At 43.5% G+C, this 21,392-nt stretch carries 17 protein-coding genes; 9 read left to right on the top strand and 8 right to left on the bottom strand.

Annotation, left to right across the window (positions count from 1 at the left end):
* The first annotated feature begins 122 nt into the window (after positions 1 to 122).
* The gene (locus tag ACPEGP_RS07410; protein WP_423814263.1) at positions 123 to 1,544 is read left to right on the top strand and encodes an FAD-dependent oxidoreductase; all 1,422 of its coding nucleotides are present in this window, start codon (positions 123 to 125) and stop codon (positions 1,542 to 1,544) included.
* A 229-nt stretch (positions 1,545 to 1,773) separates the two neighbouring features.
* Positions 1,774 to 3,009: an FUSC family protein gene (locus ACPEGP_RS07405; RefSeq protein WP_423813044.1), complete on the top strand. Its 1,236-nt coding sequence runs from the start codon at positions 1,774 to 1,776 to the stop codon at positions 3,007 to 3,009.
* Between the two features lie 132 nt (positions 3,010 to 3,141).
* Here the strand turns inward: ACPEGP_RS07405 and ACPEGP_RS07400 are convergent, their stop codons facing one another.
* A complete protein-coding gene (locus ACPEGP_RS07400; protein WP_144298086.1) occupies positions 3,142 to 4,263 on the bottom strand; it encodes an ABC transporter substrate-binding protein in 1,122 nt (373 codons plus the stop codon).
* Between the two features lie 384 nt (positions 4,264 to 4,647).
* On the opposite strand from ACPEGP_RS07400, the gene ACPEGP_RS07395 reads away from it, so the two are divergent.
* Positions 4,648 to 4,911, top strand: coding sequence for a hypothetical protein (locus tag ACPEGP_RS07395; RefSeq protein WP_191690240.1), 264 nt, complete (start codon positions 4,648 to 4,650; stop codon positions 4,909 to 4,911).
* Between the two features lie 88 nt (positions 4,912 to 4,999).
* On the opposite strand, the gene ACPEGP_RS07390 is transcribed toward ACPEGP_RS07395, so the two are convergent.
* Positions 5,000 to 5,827: a Cof-type HAD-IIB family hydrolase gene (locus ACPEGP_RS07390; RefSeq protein ID WP_200663839.1), complete on the bottom strand. Its 828-nt coding sequence runs from the start codon at positions 5,825 to 5,827 to the stop codon at positions 5,000 to 5,002.
* 566 nt (positions 5,828 to 6,393) lie between these two features.
* On the opposite strand from ACPEGP_RS07390, the gene ACPEGP_RS07385 reads away from it, so the two are divergent.
* The gene (locus tag ACPEGP_RS07385) at positions 6,394 to 6,873 is read left to right on the top strand and encodes a BLUF domain-containing protein (RefSeq protein WP_289047367.1); all 480 of its coding nucleotides are present in this window, start codon (positions 6,394 to 6,396) and stop codon (positions 6,871 to 6,873) included.
* A gap of 142 nt (positions 6,874 to 7,015) precedes the next feature.
* Here the strand turns inward: ACPEGP_RS07385 and parC are convergent, their stop codons facing one another.
* Positions 7,016 to 9,310 carry a DNA topoisomerase IV subunit A gene (gene parC / locus ACPEGP_RS07380; protein WP_423813043.1) on the bottom strand — a complete coding sequence of 765 codons (2,295 nt, stop codon included), beginning with the start codon at positions 9,308 to 9,310 and terminating at the stop codon, positions 7,016 to 7,018.
* Between the two features lie 742 nt (positions 9,311 to 10,052).
* Here parC and ACPEGP_RS07375 point away from each other — a divergent pair.
* From ACPEGP_RS07375 to ACPEGP_RS07355, 5 genes are all read left to right on the top strand, one after another.
* Positions 10,053 to 11,780 (top strand): AMP-binding protein, encoded by a 1,728-nt coding sequence (locus tag ACPEGP_RS07375; protein ID WP_191690247.1) that lies wholly within the window; start codon positions 10,053 to 10,055, stop codon positions 11,778 to 11,780.
* Between the two features lie 542 nt (positions 11,781 to 12,322).
* The gene (locus ACPEGP_RS07370; RefSeq protein WP_404814949.1) at positions 12,323 to 14,044 is read left to right on the top strand and encodes an AMP-binding protein; all 1,722 of its coding nucleotides are present in this window, start codon (positions 12,323 to 12,325) and stop codon (positions 14,042 to 14,044) included.
* Positions 14,045 to 14,269: 225 nt separating this feature from the next.
* Positions 14,270 to 14,986 carry a ribonuclease PH gene (rph, locus tag ACPEGP_RS07365; protein WP_068403634.1) on the top strand — a complete coding sequence of 239 codons (717 nt, stop codon included), beginning with the start codon at positions 14,270 to 14,272 and terminating at the stop codon, positions 14,984 to 14,986.
* A 73-nt stretch (positions 14,987 to 15,059) separates the two neighbouring features.
* Positions 15,060 to 15,551 carry a hypothetical protein gene (locus ACPEGP_RS07360; protein ID WP_191690253.1) on the top strand — a complete coding sequence of 164 codons (492 nt, stop codon included), beginning with the start codon at positions 15,060 to 15,062 and terminating at the stop codon, positions 15,549 to 15,551.
* A gap of 360 nt (positions 15,552 to 15,911) precedes the next feature.
* Positions 15,912 to 16,760: a hypothetical protein gene (locus tag ACPEGP_RS07355; RefSeq protein WP_423813042.1), complete on the top strand. Its 849-nt coding sequence runs from the start codon at positions 15,912 to 15,914 to the stop codon at positions 16,758 to 16,760.
* 139 nt (positions 16,761 to 16,899) lie between these two features.
* Here the strand turns inward: ACPEGP_RS07355 and hemJ are convergent, their stop codons facing one another.
* From hemJ to ACPEGP_RS07330, 5 genes are all read right to left on the bottom strand, one after another.
* Entirely contained in the window at positions 16,900 to 17,334 is a 435-nt protein-coding gene (gene hemJ, locus ACPEGP_RS07350) for a protoporphyrinogen oxidase HemJ (RefSeq protein WP_289047361.1), read from the bottom strand.
* 116 nt (positions 17,335 to 17,450) lie between these two features.
* Positions 17,451 to 18,617 (bottom strand): biotin synthase BioB, encoded by a 1,167-nt coding sequence (bioB, locus tag ACPEGP_RS07345; RefSeq protein ID WP_423813041.1) that lies wholly within the window; start codon positions 18,615 to 18,617, stop codon positions 17,451 to 17,453.
* Positions 18,618 to 18,939: 322 nt separating this feature from the next.
* Positions 18,940 to 19,446 (bottom strand): hypothetical protein, encoded by a 507-nt coding sequence (locus ACPEGP_RS07340; RefSeq protein WP_423813040.1) that lies wholly within the window; start codon positions 19,444 to 19,446, stop codon positions 18,940 to 18,942.
* 211 nt (positions 19,447 to 19,657) lie between these two features.
* Positions 19,658 to 20,047, bottom strand: coding sequence for an AciT family ciprofloxacin tolerance protein (gene aciT / locus ACPEGP_RS07335; protein WP_423813039.1), 390 nt, complete (start codon positions 20,045 to 20,047; stop codon positions 19,658 to 19,660).
* A gap of 226 nt (positions 20,048 to 20,273) precedes the next feature.
* The gene (locus ACPEGP_RS07330) at positions 20,274 to 21,284 is read right to left on the bottom strand and encodes a DUF368 domain-containing protein (RefSeq protein WP_423813038.1); all 1,011 of its coding nucleotides are present in this window, start codon (positions 21,282 to 21,284) and stop codon (positions 20,274 to 20,276) included.
* Between the last annotated feature and the right edge of the window lie 108 nt (positions 21,285 to 21,392).

Here is a 21,392-nt window from a genome sequence, read left to right as displayed (position 1 = left end):
AGGTTTACAAGCAGTTTAATTCATAGGTTTTAAGCAGGTAAATGACAACCTCTATCCGTAAATTTGCCTCATTTAGGCTGCAGATATTGGCTGTCGTTACCCACTATAGAAGAGACAATACCATGGCAAAACGCTTAGAAAATAGTTTTCAGTTTTTAGATGTACCGCGCCTTGAGCCGATCAAAAAAGACATCGTTACGCGCTCAACAGAGTTTGTAGAAATTTATCAGCCGTTCGATAGCGAATCAGTAGCGCAGCAATCGCACCGCTGTCTTGAGTGCGGCAATCCATACTGCGAGTGGAAATGTCCGGTACATAATTACATTCCCAACTGGCTTAAATTAGCGGCAGAAGGACAAATATTTCAGGCAGCAGAATTGTGTCATCAAACCAATACTTTGCCTGAAGTTTGTGGCCGTGTCTGCCCGCAAGACCGCTTGTGTGAAGGCGCTTGTACGCTAAACGATGGCTTTGGCGCGGTCACCATCGGCAATGTTGAGAAATATATCAATGACACCGCTTTTGCCCTTGGCTGGCGTCCTGATATGTCCGAGGTGGTTTGGACGGATAAAAAAGTCGCTATTATTGGCGCAGGGCCTGCAGGACTGGGCTGCGCCGATATCTTAGTCAGAAACGGGGTCAAACCTGTTATCTTTGATAAGCGTCCTGAGATTGGCGGTTTATTAACCTTTGGTATTCCAGAGTTTAAAATGGAAAAAGATGTCATGCGCAATCGCCGTGTCATTTTTGAAGGTATGGGCATGGAGTTCCGTTTAGAGACTGAAATCGGTAGCGACGTCAGTATTGATGAGTTGTTAAGCGAGTACGATGCGGTATTTATGGGCATGGGCACTTATACTTATATGCGCGGCGGCTTTGCAGGCGAAGAGCTAGAAGGCGTCTACGATGCGCTAGATTATCTGATAGCTAACGTCAATCGCTGCAATAACTGGGAAAAAAATCCAGCAGACTATATCGATTTAAAAGGTAAAAAAGTGGTGGTGCTAGGCGGCGGTGATACCGCGATGGACTGTAACCGTAGCAGTGTGCGTCAAGGCGCGCAGCAAGTGGTTTGCGCTTATCGCCGTGACGAAGAAAATATGCCCGGCTCTCGCCGTGAGGTGGTCAATGCGCGCGAAGAAGGCGTTGAGTTTTTATTCAATCGTCAACCGACCGAAATCATTGGCTTAAATGGCAAGGTAAACGCGGTTAAGGTGATTACCACGCATCTGGGCGCGCCTGACAGTCATGGTCGCCGCCACCCTGAGTCTATTCCTAACTCAGAAGAAATCATCCCGTGTGATGCGGTTATTCTGGCTTTTGGTTTCCGTCCTAGCCCGGCCGATTGGTTTGCCAGTCAGCAAGTGACAATGGACGGCTCGGGTCGAGTGGTCGCCACCGAAAAACAAACCTTTAAATTCCAAACCAGTAACCCAAAAATATTTGCCGGTGGCGATATGGTGCGCGGCTCTGATTTGGTGGTGACGGCGATTTGGGAAGGTCGTGAAGCGGCAGAAGGTATTTTGGATTTCTTAGAAGTTTAGCTTTTAGAAGTATAGTATTTGGCTATTGGTAGTTATCAATAGCCAAATCCAAATATGCTTTTTCATCATTTTTAAAATGAGGACACGCCTTTGTATGTTTATAACGTTGACGTCTTTTATCTTTACGGGATAAAAGGCGTTATTTTTTTGATAATTGCTTTATGAATGGTTAAGCTAGCAGTTATCATTTAAGCCACTTTTTATGTATTCATTATAAGAGACGCCCTGCGTGAAACCGACTTTTTGGCAACGATTTACCGCGCCGTTTGTAGAGCCTTACGCCCGCTATCAGCATGCCGATGTTTTGCATGCCATACGTTTGGGCGTGGCCGTGCTTATTGCCCTGTTGTTAAATGAGTTTACCCACTTGCCACATGGCGAGTGGACGACCATCACCGTGTTTGTGATATTGGGATTATTGCAATATCAAGGAGCGATTTATACCAAGGCCAAAGAGCGCATACTCGGCACTTTGCTCGGCGTGGTGGTCGGGCTGAGCTTTTTATGGTTGATTCAAGATACGGGCGGCTGGCTATGGTTATACTATGGGCTGATTGGTATTATCAGCGGTATTATTGGCTACGTGGCGGTTAAGCAGTTGGGCTATATCGGGCTGCTAACGGGTATTACCATGCTGATGATTGTCTCAAGCCCCGACCATAGTGATATCACCCAAGACGGTCTGTATCGCGCCATTAATATTTTACTTGGCGCAGGGGTTGCGGTCGCTGCGACCTTGATTTTACCGCTGAAATCAACGCTAATGTGGCGGTTTTTATTGGCCAGTAACCTTGAAACCTGCGGTAATTTATACACTGGAGTGGGCAATCATATTGATGCCGAGATTTTAGTACCAAAACCCTTTAAATATAGTAAGGCGACCAGTTCAGCCAGTATTATTTACCCAAAAAATCCGGCTGTACCAGATACGCCAGTCAATAAGGCCCTGGTCAAAGCGCTGCAAAAAATCAATAAGCGCCTGCTTGCCGTACGCCCGCATATCGCCGCCACAGCGAGCGAATCTGGCATTGATAAAGAAACGCTAGAGACCATTCAGCGTACCCATCGCAATATTATTGGTACGATTGATTTATTATTAAGTGCGGCGCCGCGCTTGGCAAATATCGAAATTGACGATGAAAACCATATTTTACTGATTCATTATCAGCACGAATTAACCCAAGCGATGCAGCATATGGCGGCAGTATTACGTAGCCCAAATGATGAAGTGTTTCGCCCGATTACGCGCATTGCGGTATCAGAATATCCAAGTGTGGAAAACTTAGGCTTTGAGTGGCAAGGCTATTTTTGGCTCACCCAAACGCTGCAAGTGCAGTTACAGCGTCTTAGTGAATTATTGCAAACCACCAAACCGCAATGGTTTGCTGCCTCTGGCTTGCGCTATCAGCGCCGCGAGCAGCGCCGTATCCAGCATAAAGGCAGCGAAACCGATTTGCACTTATGAATAAAAGCCAAATAAAAAATAGCAACCAAATAAAAGACAAATAAAAAACGCTGACTCTATAAAGTCAGCGTTTTTTGGATAGATAATAGGCATCTAAAACAGCAATCAATAAATGTGTATTAGTTTACAGAATTAACGCCCCGTTTTAAGCTTATCCCAATACTGCTGATAAACCTGCAAAGCTTCATCGCCAACATCTTCTTGAAACTCCGCTTTTGCCAATACTTCTTTGCTTGGATAAATGGTTGGATTGTTGCGCACCTCTTCTGGCATTAGCTCACGGGCGGCCATATTCGGTGATGCGTAACCAATCTCTTCGCTGACGATTTTAGAGTTTTCAGGACGCAGCAAGTAGTCGATAAATTTGTGCGCCGCGTCGACTTGTTTGGCGTTTTTTGGAATAACAAAGTTATCCATCCAAAGAATAGCCCCTTCAGTTGGGTATTTATACACTAGGCTAGTCAAGCCTTCGTTATTGGCGATGATGGCTTCACCATTCCAGCTCATACCAACCGTGGTTTCGCCTTCCATATAGGGCATGCGCGAGGCGTCCGAGTTGAAGGTTTTTACATTTGGCATCAAGGTCGTTAGCTTCTCGTAAGCGGCTTTGATTTCCTCAGGATTTTTACTATTACCTGAATAGCCAAGGGTCAATAGCGCCATGCCAAACACTTCGCGCATGTCATTCATTAGCATCACTTGACCTTTATACTCAGGACGCCATAAGTCATTCCAGCTATTTACGGTGGCAGGATCGACCGCTTCGCCATTGATGGCAAGGCCGGTGCTGCCCCACATATAAGGAATCGAGTATTTATTTTCTGGGTCAACCTTGGTATTGGTAAAGGAGGTATCAAGATTTTTAAAGTTGCTTAATTTGGATTTATCAAGCTCTTGTAGCAGTCCTTCTTTGGCCATTTTTTCCACATAATACGTCGATGGAATCGCTAAATCGTATTGGCTGGAATCATCAAGCAATTTAAGCTTAGCGTACATCGCTTCGTTCGAGTCAAAAGTGGTGTAATTGACCCGAATGCCGGTCTCTTTGGTAAAACCATCGAGGATTTCTTGCGGCATATATTCCGACCAGTTATACAGGTTTAACGTTTCTGCACTGGGCGCAGCGCCATCGGTAGCGGCATTATCTGATTTACTACAGCTCACAAGTACGAGCCCAACTGCCACGGCTAATAAGGCTTTTGGAAGCATGTGAGCGCTACGAGCGGCAGCACGCGACGATGATAAATGAGTCAAAATATCTCTCCTAAAATAAGAATGGTGCAAAGCAAGAAAACCCGTAAAACAGGCACGATGCTAAATTTACAGCTATGTAAACCATTATGGCTATGATTGCGCATAATTTAAAGGGCAATCGTACTTAGCGTTTTCGCTAGTATCGTTACAGCTCAGGCGATTAAAAATAATATGCCAAATGATCATAAATGATGACAAATGCCGCTTTGTATTATGCTTGATTTAACAATAGCGTTTTATAGAATAAACAGATTTACCCTAGCATCGTGATCAAAAAGGCGACATGATAGGCGCGTTTTATGCCCCTATAGTTGCTGTATAAGACTTTAAACAATAAAAATAAGACAATTTTACCCAATTTGAGTGAATTAAAAGAGGAAGACAGTGAATAATCGTGTACGCGCTGGGATAGTGATGGCTTTGATTGGCATCATAGGTTTTATGATGGTATTTAATTCGGGCTCGCCAACCCCAATCGTGAATTGGCCAGTTGAAACCTATCTGGGTTTGGCATTTACCATTGGCTGGTTAAGCCACGTACCAAATTGGCTGGCTTATGTGCTCGCAGCGTTGGTAATTATTTTAATCATCGTCGGATTTTATAAAGTCGGTAGCTGGCTTTATGGTTTAATGGCTAAGCGTCGTTAAATAGCGTCGTTAAACTTTGTTAGGACGTGCTCTTCTTTTAAAAAGGAGGACACGTCTTAGATAAATAGCGGTTTTTATAAACTATTTATCAAGACGCTATATGAAATTGCTCGAGTACCGACTGGATGCCGCGCTCTTCAATCGTACCCGTCACAAAATCTGCGCGCTCAATCAACGCAGGCTGGGCATCGCCCATCGCTACTGCATAGCCGACCAAATCAAACATCTCTAAGTCATTCATGCCATCGCCAAACGCCATGCATTCAGTTGCATCTACGCCATAATAGCGACAGACGTCTTTGATACCACGCGCTTTAGAGGCATTGGCGGGCAGGATGTCTGCGCCGATATGATGCCAATGTACCAGTTTTAAATCGTCCTGTGCAAAGTCGATATCTTGCATTTTATCGAATTGATTGTTAAAAAACACTGAGCATTGATAAACGGGGTTTGATTGATAATAGAGTGGATCCACGATAGAGTTGGGCGTTTTGGCATTAAAATCACGCAAACGCTCATTTTCGTCTGACCAAGCAATGTGCGTCGCCGAGTCAAACTTATGAATCAGCTGACTGGTTTGGCATAACTGCACGATTTTGTCTGCTTGCTCAGCAGACAATGGATAATGGCTAATCAAGCCTTTATTATCAAAACTATATTGTCCATTCATACAAATAATGGCATCTAAGACATCCGCTTCGAGCAAGGCTAAAATATCCGCTGGCAATATCGCTTTAGAGCGTCCGGTCGAAATCACCAGTTTAATATCAGTTTTGGCCAGCGCCTCAAGCGTCGCTTGGTTGTGCGTAGCGATGATGCCATTACGGCTGAGCGTGTCATCAATGTCAAAAAATATCACTTTCGGCACTGGTAACGCCTGATTGATACTGGCTGGCGCCTTATCTACAATAAACATGAGTATCCTTTATATTTAAAAAACGACTATTTAGGTATTTAAAGCTAGTATAAAAAGTCGTTGAGATTTGCTGAATAGTCTCAAGGGTTATGACTGATAATATAATTTGAATTTATGGATAAGTATGCATTTTACAGGGCTGAAAATACAGTAATAGAGTGATTATGGCTAATTTATGTATCATCTTTACTGCGTTGTTTGCCTTTGATATTTAAGATGCGCTTGCTAGCAAACAGTTGATTTTCTAATTTTTGGCTTTGTAACTGCATCAGACTTTGGTGGATGCAACCGACTTACTCTCGCAACATTTGACTGATGAAGAAGACTTTGTTATTCCGATTTTGGAGTTAAGGCAGGGTTAGGGAGTAGCTTATAACTTTTTTCATTATAAGTCTTGTTTTGGGTCGTCTTTGTGATTAATAAACCAAGAGTGTATCTACGGTAGCTATAAGCCAAGAAATAACGATAGGTGATAGAAAATTGGTCAGAATGCAAAAACCTTATTGATTATTTTTTATAATAAAGTGTATCTTAGCTTAAATAAGCTTTTGTAAATAAGGTTCCTTATGGACACAACAACAAGTCATACCCTTGAAGGGAAAAAAAGAAATGGCGAGCATATTCTTATTAACATGACATATGTCGCCAAAAATATTGACTTAGATTCGGGAATCGAGCTGACTCGTGCATTTGAGTATTGGCGAAGATATTTTGAGGAAAACAATATCGTTTCCGCTTTGGTCATTAGCGAAGGTTATTTCGTTCAAAGTTTTCAAGGGACAAGGCCTGCTATCAATATTGCCTTAGCAAAAATACTGGACAAGCATTCAACCATTTCCCCTAATATTGTTAATATAGAGGAAATTGAATCGCGGCAATGGAATGGGTTTTTAGTTAAATATCTAACATCAAGCGCTGAAGATGAAGAATATACCCTAAAAAGCTTCTCAGCAGGTTCTGACTATAATCCCTATCTAATGACAAGTACTCAGATTGAAAGCTTTTTGACAGCAGTTTTTAAAGATATCGAATCTAGCAATTTTTAGATGAGTAATGTCTTTTGACAATAATTGTCATCTGTTTTAGCCTGCCTAAAAAAGCCGCTTATACCTTGTGTATAAGAGGCTTTTTGTTAAAAGTATTGTAAGCTTTAAATGTTAAAGACTAGAATGCTAAGCATAGCTATTATTAACCAACCTCAACACTCGTCACATTCTGAAAGCCTCTTGGCAACTGACCGCCGCGATTACCACGAGTGCCCGTATAATTGGCCAAATCATTAGGCTTTAGCGTCACGTGGCGTTTGCCAGCAGTGATGATTAAGCTGTCTTGCTGACTGAGTGGCGTGATGGCAAGTACTTCTTCACCGTCTTTTAATTTGATCAGCTTATTACCCTTACCACGTGCCTGTTCAGGCAAATCATCAAGAGCAAATATCAATAGATAGCCCGCATTGGTCACGACAGCAAGATGGTCAGGTGTGGCTGTTACCGCTTCACTATTATCGCCATTAGCTTCTGCATTAGCATCGATCCGCGCAACAGGTAGCAAGCGGCTATCAGTTGCTAGGTTGATGATGTTTTTACCCGCTTTTTGATTGCTATCGAGATTGCCAACGGTGTTGATAAAACCGTAACCTGCTGAACTTGCGAGGATGATACGTTGGTTATTATCGCCCGTTAATAACTGCTCAAAGCTGGCGCCTGCTGGCGGTTTGAGTACGCTGGTCAGCGGATCGCCTTGACCACGAGCAGAGGCGAGGCTATGGGCGTCGATACTGTAGCTGCGTCCAGTGCTGTCGAGTACGTAAATTCTTTCATTGGATTTAGCACGTACATGCGCTTGATAGCTATCACCTGAGCGGTAAGTCATGCCAGCAGCATCGACGTCGTGACCTTTGGCAGCGCGAATCCAGCCCGCTTTCGATAGGATGGCAGTGACAGGCTCGCTTGGTACGAGGTCAGACTCTTTTAACGCTTGCGCTTCTTCACGTTCTGCCAATTGCGATACGCGCTCGTTGCCGTGTTCCTTCATGTCGGCGCTAAGCTCGTCAATCATCAGATTGGTCAGGCTGTCTGGATTGTTCAAGTATTCTTGAATGATGGCACGTTCGGCAGCCAGTTCATCTTGCTCGCGGCGCAGCTCAATCTCTTCTAGTCTTGCCAGCTGGCGCAGTCGAATATCCAAGATAGCATTGGCTTGGATTTCAGTCAGATCATAGCCTTGCATCAATGATAATTTTGGGTCGTCTTCTTCACGAATAATACGAATGACTTCATCGATATTCAGATAAGCAATCAGCAAGCCGGCGAGGATATGTAAGCGTTTATCAATTTTGTCGAGGCGATATTGCAGACGGCGCGTGACTACTGAGCGGCGACAGACGAGCCATTCTTCAAGGATTTCTTTGAGGTTTTTGACCTGCGGCTTACCATTTAAGCCAATCATATTCATGTTGACGCGGTAATTACTCTCAAGGTCAGTACTGGCAAATAAATGACTCATGACACGCTCGACATCGACGCGCGATGAACGTAGTTCAAGTACGATACGGCAAGCGTTTTCGTGGTCTGATTCGTCATGGATATCCGTTACCCATGGCAGCTTTTTATCCATCATGAGTTTAGCGATTTGCTCTTGAATCTTATTGCCTGACACTTGATAAGGAAGCGCGTCGATGATAACGAGGTTTTTTTCTTTTGGGTCGATATGGAAAGTGGCGCGCATTTTATAACTGCCACGACCGCTTTCATACATCGCCTGCAAGTCTTTTTTACTGGTAATGATTTCAGCAGGGGTTGGCAAATCCGGTGCGGGTATCGATTGGGTCAATTGCTTCACGGATAAATCAGGGTTTTTTAGCAAGCGAATTGCCGCCCGTACCACTTCATTAAGGTTATGCGGCGGAATATCGGTCGCCATACCGACGGCGATACCCGTTGTACCATTCAATAAAATATTGGGTAGGCGCGCGGGCAGGGTGACCGGCTCTTGCATGGTGCCATCAAAGTTATCTTGCCAATCGACCGTGCCTTGACCAAGCTCGACAAGCAAGGTATTGGCATAAGCCGACATCTTAGCTTCGGTATAACGCATGGCAGCAAAGGATTTGGGATCATCGGGACTACCCCAGTTACCTTGACCTGTAATCAGCGGATAGCGATAACTAAACGGCTGTGCCATCAGTACCATCGCCTCATAACAGGCGCTATCGCCATGCGGATGATATTTACCCAGTACGTCACCGACCGTACGCGCGGATTTTTTGGCTTTGGCAGACGATTTTAGCCCAAGCTCGCTCATTGCATAAACGATACGGCGCTGCACAGGTTTTAGACCGTCAGCGATATTGGGCAATGCCCGATCCATGATGACGTACATGGCGTAGTTGAGATAGGCTTGTTCGGTGAATTCCGCCACGGAGCGGGTATCCATCGGTTCATTAGGAATAATAGGGTCAATGGTATCAATAACATCGGACATAAAATAGGGTTCGCTTTTGATTCTTAAAAGAGGTTTTTAATCAGTCTATATAGGCAGCCCACTATAAAATAAGCACAGAGCTACTGGTATTAATTTTGCGCAGCCTCTGTCTGCGTAGGCACAGCAAGCAAGGAAAATGAATACCAGTAGCGCGTTATAATACTTGTACTAAGTTGATTTAGGACTGACTGTATCGATAAAATAGGGAAAAATAAGATAGTGCTATCGTAAAGGATATTGGCAAAATTAAAAAGGGATAAGTCAGAATAGACGACAGGACGTGACGCGCTTGATATAACAGCTTTAATATCAAATATTGAGAATGAAGTATTGAGCAAAATAGAAATTTGACGGTTTCATAATTTTAGAAATGGTGGAAAATAGTGAAAAAACTGATAAACTTTTTAATAACAAATAAAAGTTTATTATATAAATAGTCGTAATTATAACCAATTTTAGTATTTAAGTCACTGATATTAATAAAGATAGATATCGTCAAGTAAGTTTAAGAACTCAAGTTTCAATCTTTTGTATTGAGTAGTTTGTATAAAGTGTGTATGTTAATCAACAAAGGGCTATTTACCGCTATATTGTTGATCCTTCACCATATTCCATATCATTAGCCGCCAACCATTACTTACGTTATATCAATGGTTGGTTGTACGGCGATGTTAGATATGTTTGACCTTTTCGATTATGGATGGATTGATACCAGCACACTATTATTAGGAGCAGTAAGATTATGGAAAATCAAGGTAACGTAATTCGTCGCGATGACAAACCGTGGGTAAAAACTTACGAAAAACTTGGCATCCAATACGATATTGATATGCCGCCCGCCAACACTTCTTTGATCGATATCCTCGAACAGAATTTCGTTACCCATGCAGGTCGTACCGCTTTTGTGTGCATGGATGTGACACTTTCTTATGAAGATTTAGACCGTTATAGCAAACAAATTGCTGCGTATCTACAGTCGCTTGGTTTACAAAAAGGCGATAAAGTAGCGGTTATGATGCCCAATATCTTGCAGCTACCGGTTGCTGTATTAGGGGTGTTACGCGCTGGCATGACCTTGGTCAATGTTAATCCACTTTATACCACCAAAGAGCTTGAGCATCAGTTAAAAGACTCTGATACCAAAGTGCTATTCATCCTAGAAAACTTTGCCAAAACCTATCAAGACATCGGTAAAGACTTGGTTGATCACGTCGTCATTACCTCGATGGGCGATTTGATGAGCCCGTTAAAAGGCTTTATCGTGAATGCAGTCGTGCGCCATGTCAAAAAACTGGTGCCTGATTATAAGGTTAACGGTAGCGTAAACTTTAAAAAAGCACTCAATAAATTGTCTGTCAAAAACTATAAACGCCCAACCAATATCGGTCTTGATGACGTGGCGGTCCTACAATATACAGGTGGAACCACAGGTGTTGCCAAGGGCGCGATGCTGACGCACGGCAACTTGGTCGCCAACCTTATTCAATGTGATACTTATCTTGGCGATGCGTTTGATAAGTTCCAAGAGCGTAACGAGCAGCCGGTTATTATGACCGCCTTGCCGCTGTATCATATTTTCTCATTTACCGTTTGCGGTATGTACGGTTTATATAGAGGTTGTATCGGCTTATTGGTACCAAATCCACGTGATGGCGCAAGCTTAATCAAGGCTTATAAGGACTATCCACCGGCGTTTTTCCCAGCGGTCAACACGCTGTTTAACGCGCTTGCCAACAGCGAAGCCTTTCAAGCATTGGACCATAGCAAGCTTGAGATGTCGATGGGCGGCGGCATGGCAGTATTAAAAGACACCGCGGCTAAGTGGGAAAAAATAACCGGCAATATTATCGTCCAAGGTTATGGCTTATCAGAGACATCTCCTGTCGCGTCGGCAAACCCGCAAGGTACCGGCGAGTTCTCAGGAAATATCGGTCTACCGATGCCAGCGACTGACATGGCCATTTTGGACGAAGAAGGTAATGAGTTGCCAATTGGTGAGCGCGGCGAAATCTGTGTTCGTGGTCCGCAGGTTATGAAGGGCTACTGGAAACGCGAAGACGCGACGGCTGAGGTCATGACGGCGGATGGCTATTTCCGTACCGGCGATATCGGCGTGATGAATGAAGAAGGTTACTTTAAGATTGTCGATCGCAAAAAGAATATGATTTTGGTCTCAGGCTTTAACGTTTATCCAAACGAAGTAGAAGATGTGATGTCTGGTCATCCAAAGATTTTGGAATGCGGCGTTATCGGTATCGACGATGAAAAAAGCGGCGAAGTGCCGAAGATTTTTGTTGTGCGTAGTGATAGTAGCCTGACCGAAGAGGAAGTGCTTGCTTATGCCAAAGAAAACCTCACCGGTTATAAGCGTCCTCGTTATGTTGAATTTATCGACGAGCTGCCAAAGTCTAACGTCGGTAAGATTTTACATAAAGACTTACGCGCCCTAGAAGAAAAGAAACACGCTTAAACCGTTTCATATAATAAATAACCTAATACCAAATTTAGCGGGCTTTTTATAGCGCTTTATCAATACTGAGCATTGATAAAAATATCTTGATATTTGATAGGCGAATGGTGAAAGATGATAAGGTCTTATGCAAATGACCTTATCATCTTTTTTGTTTTTCTATAAGGGTTTGCTAGTATTCATAGAGAACTGGGCGCAAAACTGCTATAGTTCTTGCCCATAAATACTCTATTTAACAGGTGTATTTGACGATAAATGTAGAATATTATCGTCATAAATACCCTTAGACATGCTCTATATGTCTCGAGATTTTTAACTTAAAAGTTTGTGAATGACAAATTCTCTTGAATAAGCAGTTTCTTATGTCATAAGACTTCTTATTCACAAGTTTTTGCTTTTATAACTCAGTGATTGTAAACCACGGTGATTCTATTTAATAAATTTTGATAGCAACTTACTAACAGTAATATTTAGGGAAGATTATGACGGACAGTACCAATAAAGAAGCCAAAAACCATAACGCTGCGGCAGATAGTCAATCAATGGTTGAAAATACCTTTCCTACCATGCCGACGATAGATAGCGACAGTCCGTGGTTAGGCGCGTATGAGCGCTATGGCATCAATGCAACCATCGATATGCCAGAAGACAATACGTCTTTACTGGAAGTGTTCGAACGTAATTTTAGCCGTTATGGGCAAAAACCTGCTTATATTTGTATGGGTTCATCAATCACCTTTAAGCAATTAGATTTATACAGCCGCCAAATCGCCAGTTATTTGCAGTCGTTAGGATTGGTCAAAGGTGACAAAGTTGCCGTTATGATGCCCAACATCTTGCAGTATCCTATTGTGATGCTCGGTATCATCCGCGCTGGCATGATTTTGGTCAACGTCAACCCGCTATATACCAGTCGCGAGTTGTCGCATCAGCTAAACGACAGCGGCGCCAAAGCGTTATTTATCGTTGAAAACTTTGCCAAAACTTACCAAGAAGCCGAAGACAAAGGTCAAGTACAGCACGTTATCGTCTGTAAATTGGGCGATATGCTTGGTTTGGTCAAAGGCACCGTCGTCAATCTTGTTGCGCGCCACGTGAAAAAGATGATTCCGGCCTACCGCTTGCCCGGTAGCACGAGCTTCAAACACGCGTTAAATGCTGTCTCTGCGAGTAAATATAAGCGTCCTGATTTAAACTTAAGCGATGTCGCCTTGTTGCAATATACCGGCGGTACCACCGGTGTTGCCAAAGGTGCGATGCTGTCACACGGCAACTTAGTCGCCAACATGCTCCAAATCAGTGTCTTAATGAATAGCGCCTTCGACGACGATGTCGATGCCGATGACGTGATTTTGACCGCGCTGCCGCTATACCATGTGTTCTCGTTTATGGTTTGCGGTATGTACGGCATGTATCAAGGTTATGCTGGCTTGCTGATTCCAAATCCGCGTGATTTGGATGGATTGATTAAAGAGATGGCGAAGTATAAACCGGCATTTATTCCGGCGGTAAATACTTTGTTTAACGGTTTGGTGCATAAAGAAGGTTTTGCCGGTTTAGATTTCTCTAATCTAAAAGCCTCGATTGGCGGTGGCATGTCGGTCTTGCCAAGCGTGGCAAAAGAGTGGCATAAAATCACTGGCTTGCCCATCGTTGAAGGGTACGGTTTGTCGGAAACCTCACCAGTAGTGGCCTTTAACCCGATGACCATCTCTGAATTTACCGGTAAAATTGGTATTCCTGCTTCTAGCACCGACATTATTTTAATCGACGATGATGAAAATGAAGTTGCACTCGGCGATCGCGGCGAAATCTGTGTCAAAGGGCCACAGGTGATGATTGGTTATCAAAACCGCCCACAAGAAACGGCTGAAACCTTTACTGCCAAAGGTTTCTTGAAAACGGGCGATATCGGTATCATGGACGAAAAAGGCTTTATCAAAATCGTTGATCGCAAAAAAGATATGATTTTGGTGTCAGGCTTTAACGTCTATCCAAATGAAATCGAAGAAGCCATGAGCGAGCATCCGAATGTGGTAGAATGCGGCGCTATCGGCATTCCTAATGACGAGCGCGGCGAAGATCCTAAGCTGTTCGTGGTCAAAAAAGGCGAGGTAACCGAGCAAGAGCTGATTGACTTTGGCAAAAAACAATTAACCGGTTATAAGCGTCCGCGTCATATTCAGTTCGTAGATGAATTACCAAAATCAAACGTCGGTAAAATCCTGCGTAAAGAATTGCGTAAGATGGAAGGGTTAGAATAAGGTTGGCAGCAGACCTTTAACACTAAACGTTTAGCATCAAACTTTTAGCACTAAATCTTGCGAAAGTAGCGGCGTAATAGCTTGGTGATTCTTGCTATTGCGCCGCTGCCACGTTAGGATAACGTCATCTTTTCGCTTGCTAACATAGCTGTTGACGTCGCGACGACCCTATTGTTTTATAACGCTTTATCACTTTGATTTTATAACATCGTACTAGGAAATTTTATGCGTATTGATAACCGTGAGCTTAACCAACTTCGCTCAATCAGCTTTGAGCGCCATTATACGAAGCATGCTGAAGGTTCAGTATTGGTCAGCTTTGGCGATACCAAAGTACTATGCACCGCAAGCGTGGAGGCAGGCGTACCACGCTGGCTCAAAGGTAAAGGCAAAGGCTGGGTTACCGCCGAATACGGCATGTTGCCGCGTGCGACCAATACCCGTAACCAGCGCGAAGCAGCTCGCGGCAAACAGTCAGGGCGTACGCAAGAAATTCAGCGTTTGATCGGTCGTAGCTTACGAGCAATGATTGATTTGGGTAAACTTGGCGAAAATACCATCTATCTTGATTGTGATGTCTTGCAAGCGGACGGTGGCACGCGTACTGCGAGCGTGACGGGTGCAGCCATTGCCCTTATCGATGCATTAGAGAGTCTACAAAAAGCCAAAAAACTAAAAGCTGATCCATTGATTGGTTTGGTCGCTGCGGTATCGGTTGGTATGAAAGACGGCGAAGCGTATTTGGACTTAAACTACGAAGAAGACGCCAGCTGTGATACCGATTTAAACGTGGTGATGACCCAAAAAGGCGAGTTTATCGAACTACAGGGTACAGCAGAAGAAAAACCTTTTACCCGCGCTCAAGCAGACGCTATGCTTATCCTTGCTGAAAAAGGTATAGCTGAACTTATCGATATGCAAAAAACAGCATTGGGTTGGTAAGTTTCCAACCCATCCTTTATAACTGCTTATTTCAGTTTTTAACCATCCACTGCTCTTAAACAGGTATTCATGCATGCTAAAGCTGACCGATGACGGCGCCAAAATCACCTTGCAAGGACAGTCGCCCGCAGCCGATAACGGGCTGTTTTGGTTCGGCACCGCATTACTGGTTGGGGCAGTGGCGGTCGCTTTGGCAATGAGCTTACTACCTGAGCGCTTAGCAATTGGCGCCTTGGCGCTATTGATTATTGGCAGTTTTATTTTTAATAGGCAGCGCCAACAGCGTAAAAAAACCATGAGCGGCGTTATTAGTAGCGGCGTCTTGTGGGTGCGCGATGGCGAGTTGGTACATGACCATCAAGGTAAACGTGCGCATATCCATCTGACCGATGGCGACAAAATTAACTTAATTGGCGAGCAGCTACAAATTGTCGACTGTGATGACATTCGTAAATATCTAATCAGTGGCTTTGATAATATCCAAGAAGCAACCGCGACCAAAGCCATCTTACAAGGTCAGGCTTTGAGCAAACGCCATGCCAATATAAAAATGAGCGATGAGTAAATTATTGATTAGCTTTTATCCTTTGGTCTGTTTTTCTATAAATAGTCTACAATCTGATAATAGCTAATTATTCTTTCTGAATCTCCGTTCATATTTCTAAAGCCGATGTCTTTCTAAAAACCATATTTTTATAAAAACCAAGCCTCGTTTTACCACTTATCCTTAAAATTATACCTTTTATCGCTTACCTCAAAGCAATAGTACTTGCAGATTCCTGTACAAATGGTTTATAAGTAGGATTGAAAAATTTATCTTATTTATCGTTAATATGCTTATTGATACCAGCTTATAAAGACCAAACTTTGTGAATGGTCAAAGCTCAAACTAAGTCATCAATAATATGTTGCCAAGGAGTTGGTCATGTCGCGTTTGTCCTTTTGGTCAATCACAACGTCGAGCAGTGCATTATTACTTACCTTTGCTGCAATTTTTCCGGTCAGCCAAGCTAACGCTGATAGTATGAGCGCCTTAATTGCACAAAAATCAGCCCAACCTGATTATAGCGCCCGATATACCCCAGCGTACTCAGCGGTTCCTCCTGCCAAAATCAGCACACGCTCTACCATTCAACGTGCTGGCAATGCTGCTAGCTATCGCTCAGATACGAGCAGTGTAGAGCCAAGTTATTCTACTAATCGCGCTTCTAATAACAGCTACTCGAATAATTCGTATTCTAACCAAAATGCTTATATCGGTAACGCCCAAAGCAATTACCGCTATCCGGCAGTTCAACGCCAAGCGCCAACCGTTCTGCCGGCATTTCTATCGGGCAGTTATGACAATGTCGATAGCGAATATTTGCCGCTACTCAGTAATGCTGAAACCCAAAGTAGTCGGGCGGCGCGGGAAGTCATCAGCACCGCGCGCAAGATGGCGCTCAATGAGCGGACGATTATTAAAGGTGGCTGCTGGGATTATCTCAATGCGGTATTTAATCGAGCAGGGGTGAGCCGTAATACCATTCATAAAGGCACCTACGGACAAGGCCCTTATGCAAATAGCAGTGAGATAGAAGTCGGTGACTGGCTCTACTATATCAATCACGGCTACAATGGCGTCGAGCATAGCGGGCTGTTTGTTGGCTGGGTCGATGAGAATGCCAAGCAAGCATTGATACTTAGCTATGCTGGTGAAAACCGCCGTGAACCTGCGCGCTATCGTGTTTACGACTTAAGTAATGTCTATCAAATCATGCGGCCAAATGTTTAATTTTTAAGGGTGTTTATTCAGCTTACTTGAGAGATAAAAAAAGCGTCCGTCACTTAGTAGAGTAACGGACGCTTTTTTGTGAGTTTCAGACTCAAGATAAAAATACTTTTAAGGTAAGTCAGCTTTACTTTCCATTATTTTAAAAAGGTTTTACCACCACTAAAATGACGATAAAAATTAATGCAAATACGGGAATTTCATTAAACCAGCGCCAAAATTTATGTGATTTATAATGCGGATTATCAATCAGCTTTTTACGATAAAATCCGCAAGCGCCATGATAGCCTGATAGCAGTACTACCAATAATAATTTAACGTGTAGCCAGCCCTGAGTTTTATAAATATCCCAGCCCATTCCCAACATCCATAAACCAAACAACCAAGTGGCTATCATCGATGGCGTCATGATACCGCGATAGAGCTTGCGCTCCATAATGGCAAAGCGCTCGTGGCTGATGCTATCGTCGCTCATCGCATGATAAACGAATAGGCGCGGCAGATAAAATATCGCCGCAAACCAGCACACCATAGAGATAATGTGAGCCGCTTTAATCCAATTAAAATAGTCTGCCATCACTTTCTCTCTTACGTTTTAATATTTTGTGCGCAATGTCGTGCGCAATTTCTTAATTAATAATGTCGGCAAGCTTAGCGCAGATGACGCGATAATGGTAGCGGCACGCATGGCATTTACTCTGCTAAGACAACTTGCGACTGATGACCGCTCATGGCATCCATGACAGGCACTTGCTTTGGCGCTCGTGGTGCGGCAAATTGCTTGGTTAAGCCAAGCTCGCGCATCAGCCTATCGTCACCTGATTGGCTAGCATTGCCGGTGGTCAAAAGCTTATCACCATAAAAGAATGAATTTGCCCCTGCCATAAATGCCAGTGCTTGCTCAGCATCAGATAAACTTTCGCGTCCAGCAGATAAGCGTACATAGCTGGTTGGACAGCAAATACGCGTCACCGCAATCGTCCGTATCCATTCAAGGACAGATAGCTGACCTTCTGCTAAGACTTTATCACCGATGGGCGTCCCTTGAATAGGCACCAATAAATTGACTGGAATAGACTCGGGTGCTTTGGGCATTTTCAGCAGCTCATGAACCCAGTCGATGCGATCATCACGGCTTTCACCTATGCCGACGATATTGCCGCTACAAACATTGATACCTGAATTGCGTACATTCGCAATGGTATCTAAGCGCTCATCATAGCTGCGCGTACTGACCACTTGCTCGTAGTAACTTCTCGAGGTATCGAGATTATGATTGTAATAATCTAAACCTGCATCTGCCAACTGTGCCGCTTGGTCTGTATCTAGCATGCCAAGAGTCATACAGGTTTCAAGTCCCAATGCTTTGACTTCTTTGACCAGTTCGACCACATAAGGCATGTCTTTGGCACTTGGATGCTTCCATGCTGCACCCATACAAAAACGCGATGAGCCCGTGGCTTTGGCGCGTTTGGCAGCGGCAATGACTTTATCGACTTCGATACGTTTTTCCGCCTGTAGCTTAGTGGTATCGCGGTGGTGACCGGACTGCGAGCAGTAACCGCAATCTTCAGGGCAGTTACCGGTCTTGATAGACAGCAAAGTACTGATTTGTACTTCATTAGCGCTAAAGTGTTGGCGGTGTATGGTCTGTGCTTGCAGTAATAAATCCATCAACGGCAAGTCAAACAACTGAGCGATTTGTTCACGGCTGTATTTTTTCTCGCGCTTTTTAGTCGCATCTGTCGCTAAGCTTGCTAAAAAGTCATGGGACGCATTTTTATTATTAAGTATTGAATCAGTATTATTATGACTATGGTTATTGGCATTTGGTTCTGAGATATTAAGCAATCCTGCCATGAGATAAATCCTTTTATAACAGTATTTAAAGGTATTGGTTAAATTAATAGCGATTAGTTAAATTAAGAAAAATTGAGTAACCTTGGGTTTATGCCTTTGTTAAAGTGTAGACAAAATAATTTAGGCAATAAAAAAAGGTTGCCGTATAGTATACCGCAACCTTTTTAGAAAATCAGAATAGTGCTAAGTAGTGAAACGTATCTAGGTTATTTTTACACTAGACTGTTTTTACACTAAATTGTTTTTACGCTAGATTATATGGACGTTAGCCAGCTACTATCTGCTTATTTTCATTCGTGACATTATTTATTCGATTGAGTTATTATTTACCCAATTTATGCTTAGCAACGCCGATCCAATGATTGGCAAACTGCTGCGCTTTATAGGCGTAAGGCTTGGCTTGTTGAATATAAGGTTTGTACTGTTCTGGCACCGCTGGCACGATATGTTTGGCAAGCTTATTGAACCACATCATTAGGCTATAGTCGCCCTCGATGCTCAAATTGCCTTCTTGCACGGCAGTCATAAAAGCAGGCAGGCTGCCTTTGGTCAATAGCTTAACGCCAGTCATCGAGTCTTTAAAATTAATCGTCAAATCAGCGTCTTTGGCATGACCGCTATGTTGACTAAATTGACCATTATCAAAGCTATAGTAACGCGCAATATCAGCGTCAGTGCTGGCAAGCTCGATAGTGACTTTGCGATCAGCAAACAGCGTTTTAACGTCTTCATCTTCGCTATCAGCGAGCATCGATAAACGATAACCAATCACCGCTAATAACACATCTAATGGGTCAGACTTAATATCTAATACAGGAACAGTAAACATAATCGAACTCCTAAACAACCTAAAGAATGAGAAATGAAACGCAAAATAATGCGTACTTTATAACAATTTTTATGACAAATATATAATTAGATTATAAACGATTGAACAGATAATAAGTTTCCATTCTTTAGGGTTTACGTAGAGTGCCTTAAGTATCTTGTAACATTCGATGACAGCCGTATGATAGGGACAAGCTTAGTAAATGACTGAATTAGTGAAAGCGCGGTTGATAGTCATCATCATAAACGGGCGTGTGTTCAATATAGCGGGCGGCTTGTAGCTCGCGCTGCTGATGCACAGTGCGGCTGACGTCTTCGTAGCGTAATGCCCGATAGAGTACCCAACCTATCAAAGGCAACCAGCTAATACCCATCGCGATCACATAATTGTGCCATTCTGATAGTACCGACCAATAACTTAACAAGCTATGAATGGCTTCAACCGCCAACCAATACGCCATGCCACCAAACAGATACCATAGTAACCAACGCTGCGACGATAAAGCCAGCGCAAACACCAAGCCCATTAGCAGTCCAGTACCCAATATGGCACCTACGCCCCATGTCTCACTGGCAAAAGTAGAAAATATGGTTAATAACATTGTTCATCTCGCTCTTTATCAGGTGAATTCCAACAGGGTCATTATGGAAGTTTGCGAGCTAAAGCTAAAGAGGCTAGCGACGACTTTGCGACAACAGCTGACGTTTGATTTTTTTAAACAGTTTTAAGGAAATTGCTCGCAAATATCGCCGTTAATAGCAACAAAAAAGCGCCTCAATCGTGGGCGCTTTTTTGGACTTAACATACTCTTTAACGTAGATTTGGCTTTAAGGGCGAACGCCGCGGCGCCCCCACCACGATAAGGCAGTGACCAAAACAGCGCCTAACAGCATCAAGCCCAAAGTCGTCAGCCAATGCGCGCCCGTAGGGTATTGCCATGGCATGACGTTACTGATAGCAGCGCTATTTAATGTACCGAGCGCATCGGTTTTCCATGGCCAAACTTTCACCAGCGAGCCTGCAATAAAACCTGTCAACAAGGCAAGGGTTGCTTGATAATAGCGTGATAGCAACCATTTGAGCATACGCGTAAATAATAATAACCCCGTTGCCATGCCAGCTATGACGGTAAAAATAATACTAAAGTTTAGCGTATGCACCGCTTCGAGTACGGTGTCATAAGCGCCCATTAATAATAGAATAAATGAGCCTGAGATACCGGGTAATATCATCGCACAGATGGCAATCGCACCTGCAAGGAACAAATACGGCAAACTTGGCGCGGTGGTCAATAAGGGCAAGCTACTGATAACAACCGCGCTACCAACGCCCAGCAAAAACAATACCACCCGTCCTATATTCCAGCGTGTAATCTCAGTCAATAAGATAAAGACTGTTGCCACCACCAAACCAAAAAAGAACGACCAAATCAGTAAAGGCTGATGGTCGAGTAAATGCTTAATAAATCCAGCTAACGTAGCAAAACTGGTGGCGATACCAAGTAGCAAGCACACCAAAAAAGTGGCATCGACTTGCTTCCATACGGCGACCAAGCCTTTAAGCCCGCCTTGTTGGCGAAAGATTTGCCAAAGATGAGGGCCGACGCTACTCAAAGCATTAATCAAGCGCTCGTAAATCCCTGCAATTAGGGCAATCGTGCCGCCAGAAACACCGGGTACAATGTCTGCTGCACCCATCGCAATGCCTTTGGCATAGACGCCAAATAGCTGCTTTGGACTGTCATTATAAATAGGGGTGCTTTCTTGGGATAAAGACGCATTATCTATAGGAGTGGAAGATGACGGCGCATCTGGCCGCGGTGATTGTGATGCCGTCATGGACAGTCCTTTTTTATTTAATAAGATAAAAGTAAGATGAATAGGGTAAAAGAGATGTAGATATAAAAAAGCTTCAACCATAAAAGCTAGGCTAAAGACAAATCCTTA

This window comes from Psychrobacter sp. 219-2-C (assembly GCF_049560815.1).
Taxonomy (GTDB): domain Bacteria; phylum Pseudomonadota; class Gammaproteobacteria; order Pseudomonadales; family Moraxellaceae; genus Psychrobacter; species Psychrobacter faecalis.
The sequence above is the reverse complement of the archived record's forward strand: the minus strand, read 5'-3'. Positions and strand labels throughout refer to the sequence as shown.

Coding starts and splice junctions, on each gene's coding strand:
- ACPEGP_RS07390 (WP_200663839.1), bottom strand. CDS start 5,827: ATGTTTATTGTAGATAAGGCGCCAGCCAGTATCAATCAGGCGTTACCA.
- ACPEGP_RS07360 (WP_191690253.1), top strand. CDS start 15,060: ATGCTAAAGCTGACCGATGACGGCGCCAAAATCACCTTGCAAGGACAG.
- ACPEGP_RS07355 (WP_423813042.1), top strand. CDS start 15,912: ATGTCGCGTTTGTCCTTTTGGTCAATCACAACGTCGAGCAGTGCATTA.
- ACPEGP_RS07330 (WP_423813038.1), bottom strand. CDS start 21,284: ATGACGGCATCACAATCACCGCGGCCAGATGCGCCGTCATCTTCCACT.
- rph (WP_068403634.1), top strand. CDS start 14,270: ATGCGTATTGATAACCGTGAGCTTAACCAACTTCGCTCAATCAGCTTT.
- ACPEGP_RS07370 (WP_404814949.1), top strand. CDS start 12,323: ATGGTTGAAAATACCTTTCCTACCATGCCGACGATAGATAGCGACAGT.
- parC (WP_423813043.1), bottom strand. CDS start 9,310: ATGTCCGATGTTATTGATACCATTGACCCTATTATTCCTAATGAACCG.
- ACPEGP_RS07340 (WP_423813040.1), bottom strand. CDS start 19,446: ATGTTTACTGTTCCTGTATTAGATATTAAGTCTGACCCATTAGATGTG.
- bioB (WP_423813041.1), bottom strand. CDS start 18,617: ATGGCAGGATTGCTTAATATCTCAGAACCAAATGCCAATAACCATAGT.
- hemJ (WP_289047361.1), bottom strand. CDS start 17,334: ATGGCAGACTATTTTAATTGGATTAAAGCGGCTCACATTATCTCTATG.
- ACPEGP_RS07375 (WP_191690247.1), top strand. CDS start 10,053: ATGGAAAATCAAGGTAACGTAATTCGTCGCGATGACAAACCGTGGGTA.
- aciT (WP_423813039.1), bottom strand. CDS start 20,047: ATGTTATTAACCATATTTTCTACTTTTGCCAGTGAGACATGGGGCGTA.
- ACPEGP_RS07385 (WP_289047367.1), top strand. CDS start 6,394: ATGGACACAACAACAAGTCATACCCTTGAAGGGAAAAAAAGAAATGGC.
- ACPEGP_RS07410 (WP_423814263.1), top strand. CDS start 123: ATGGCAAAACGCTTAGAAAATAGTTTTCAGTTTTTAGATGTACCGCGC.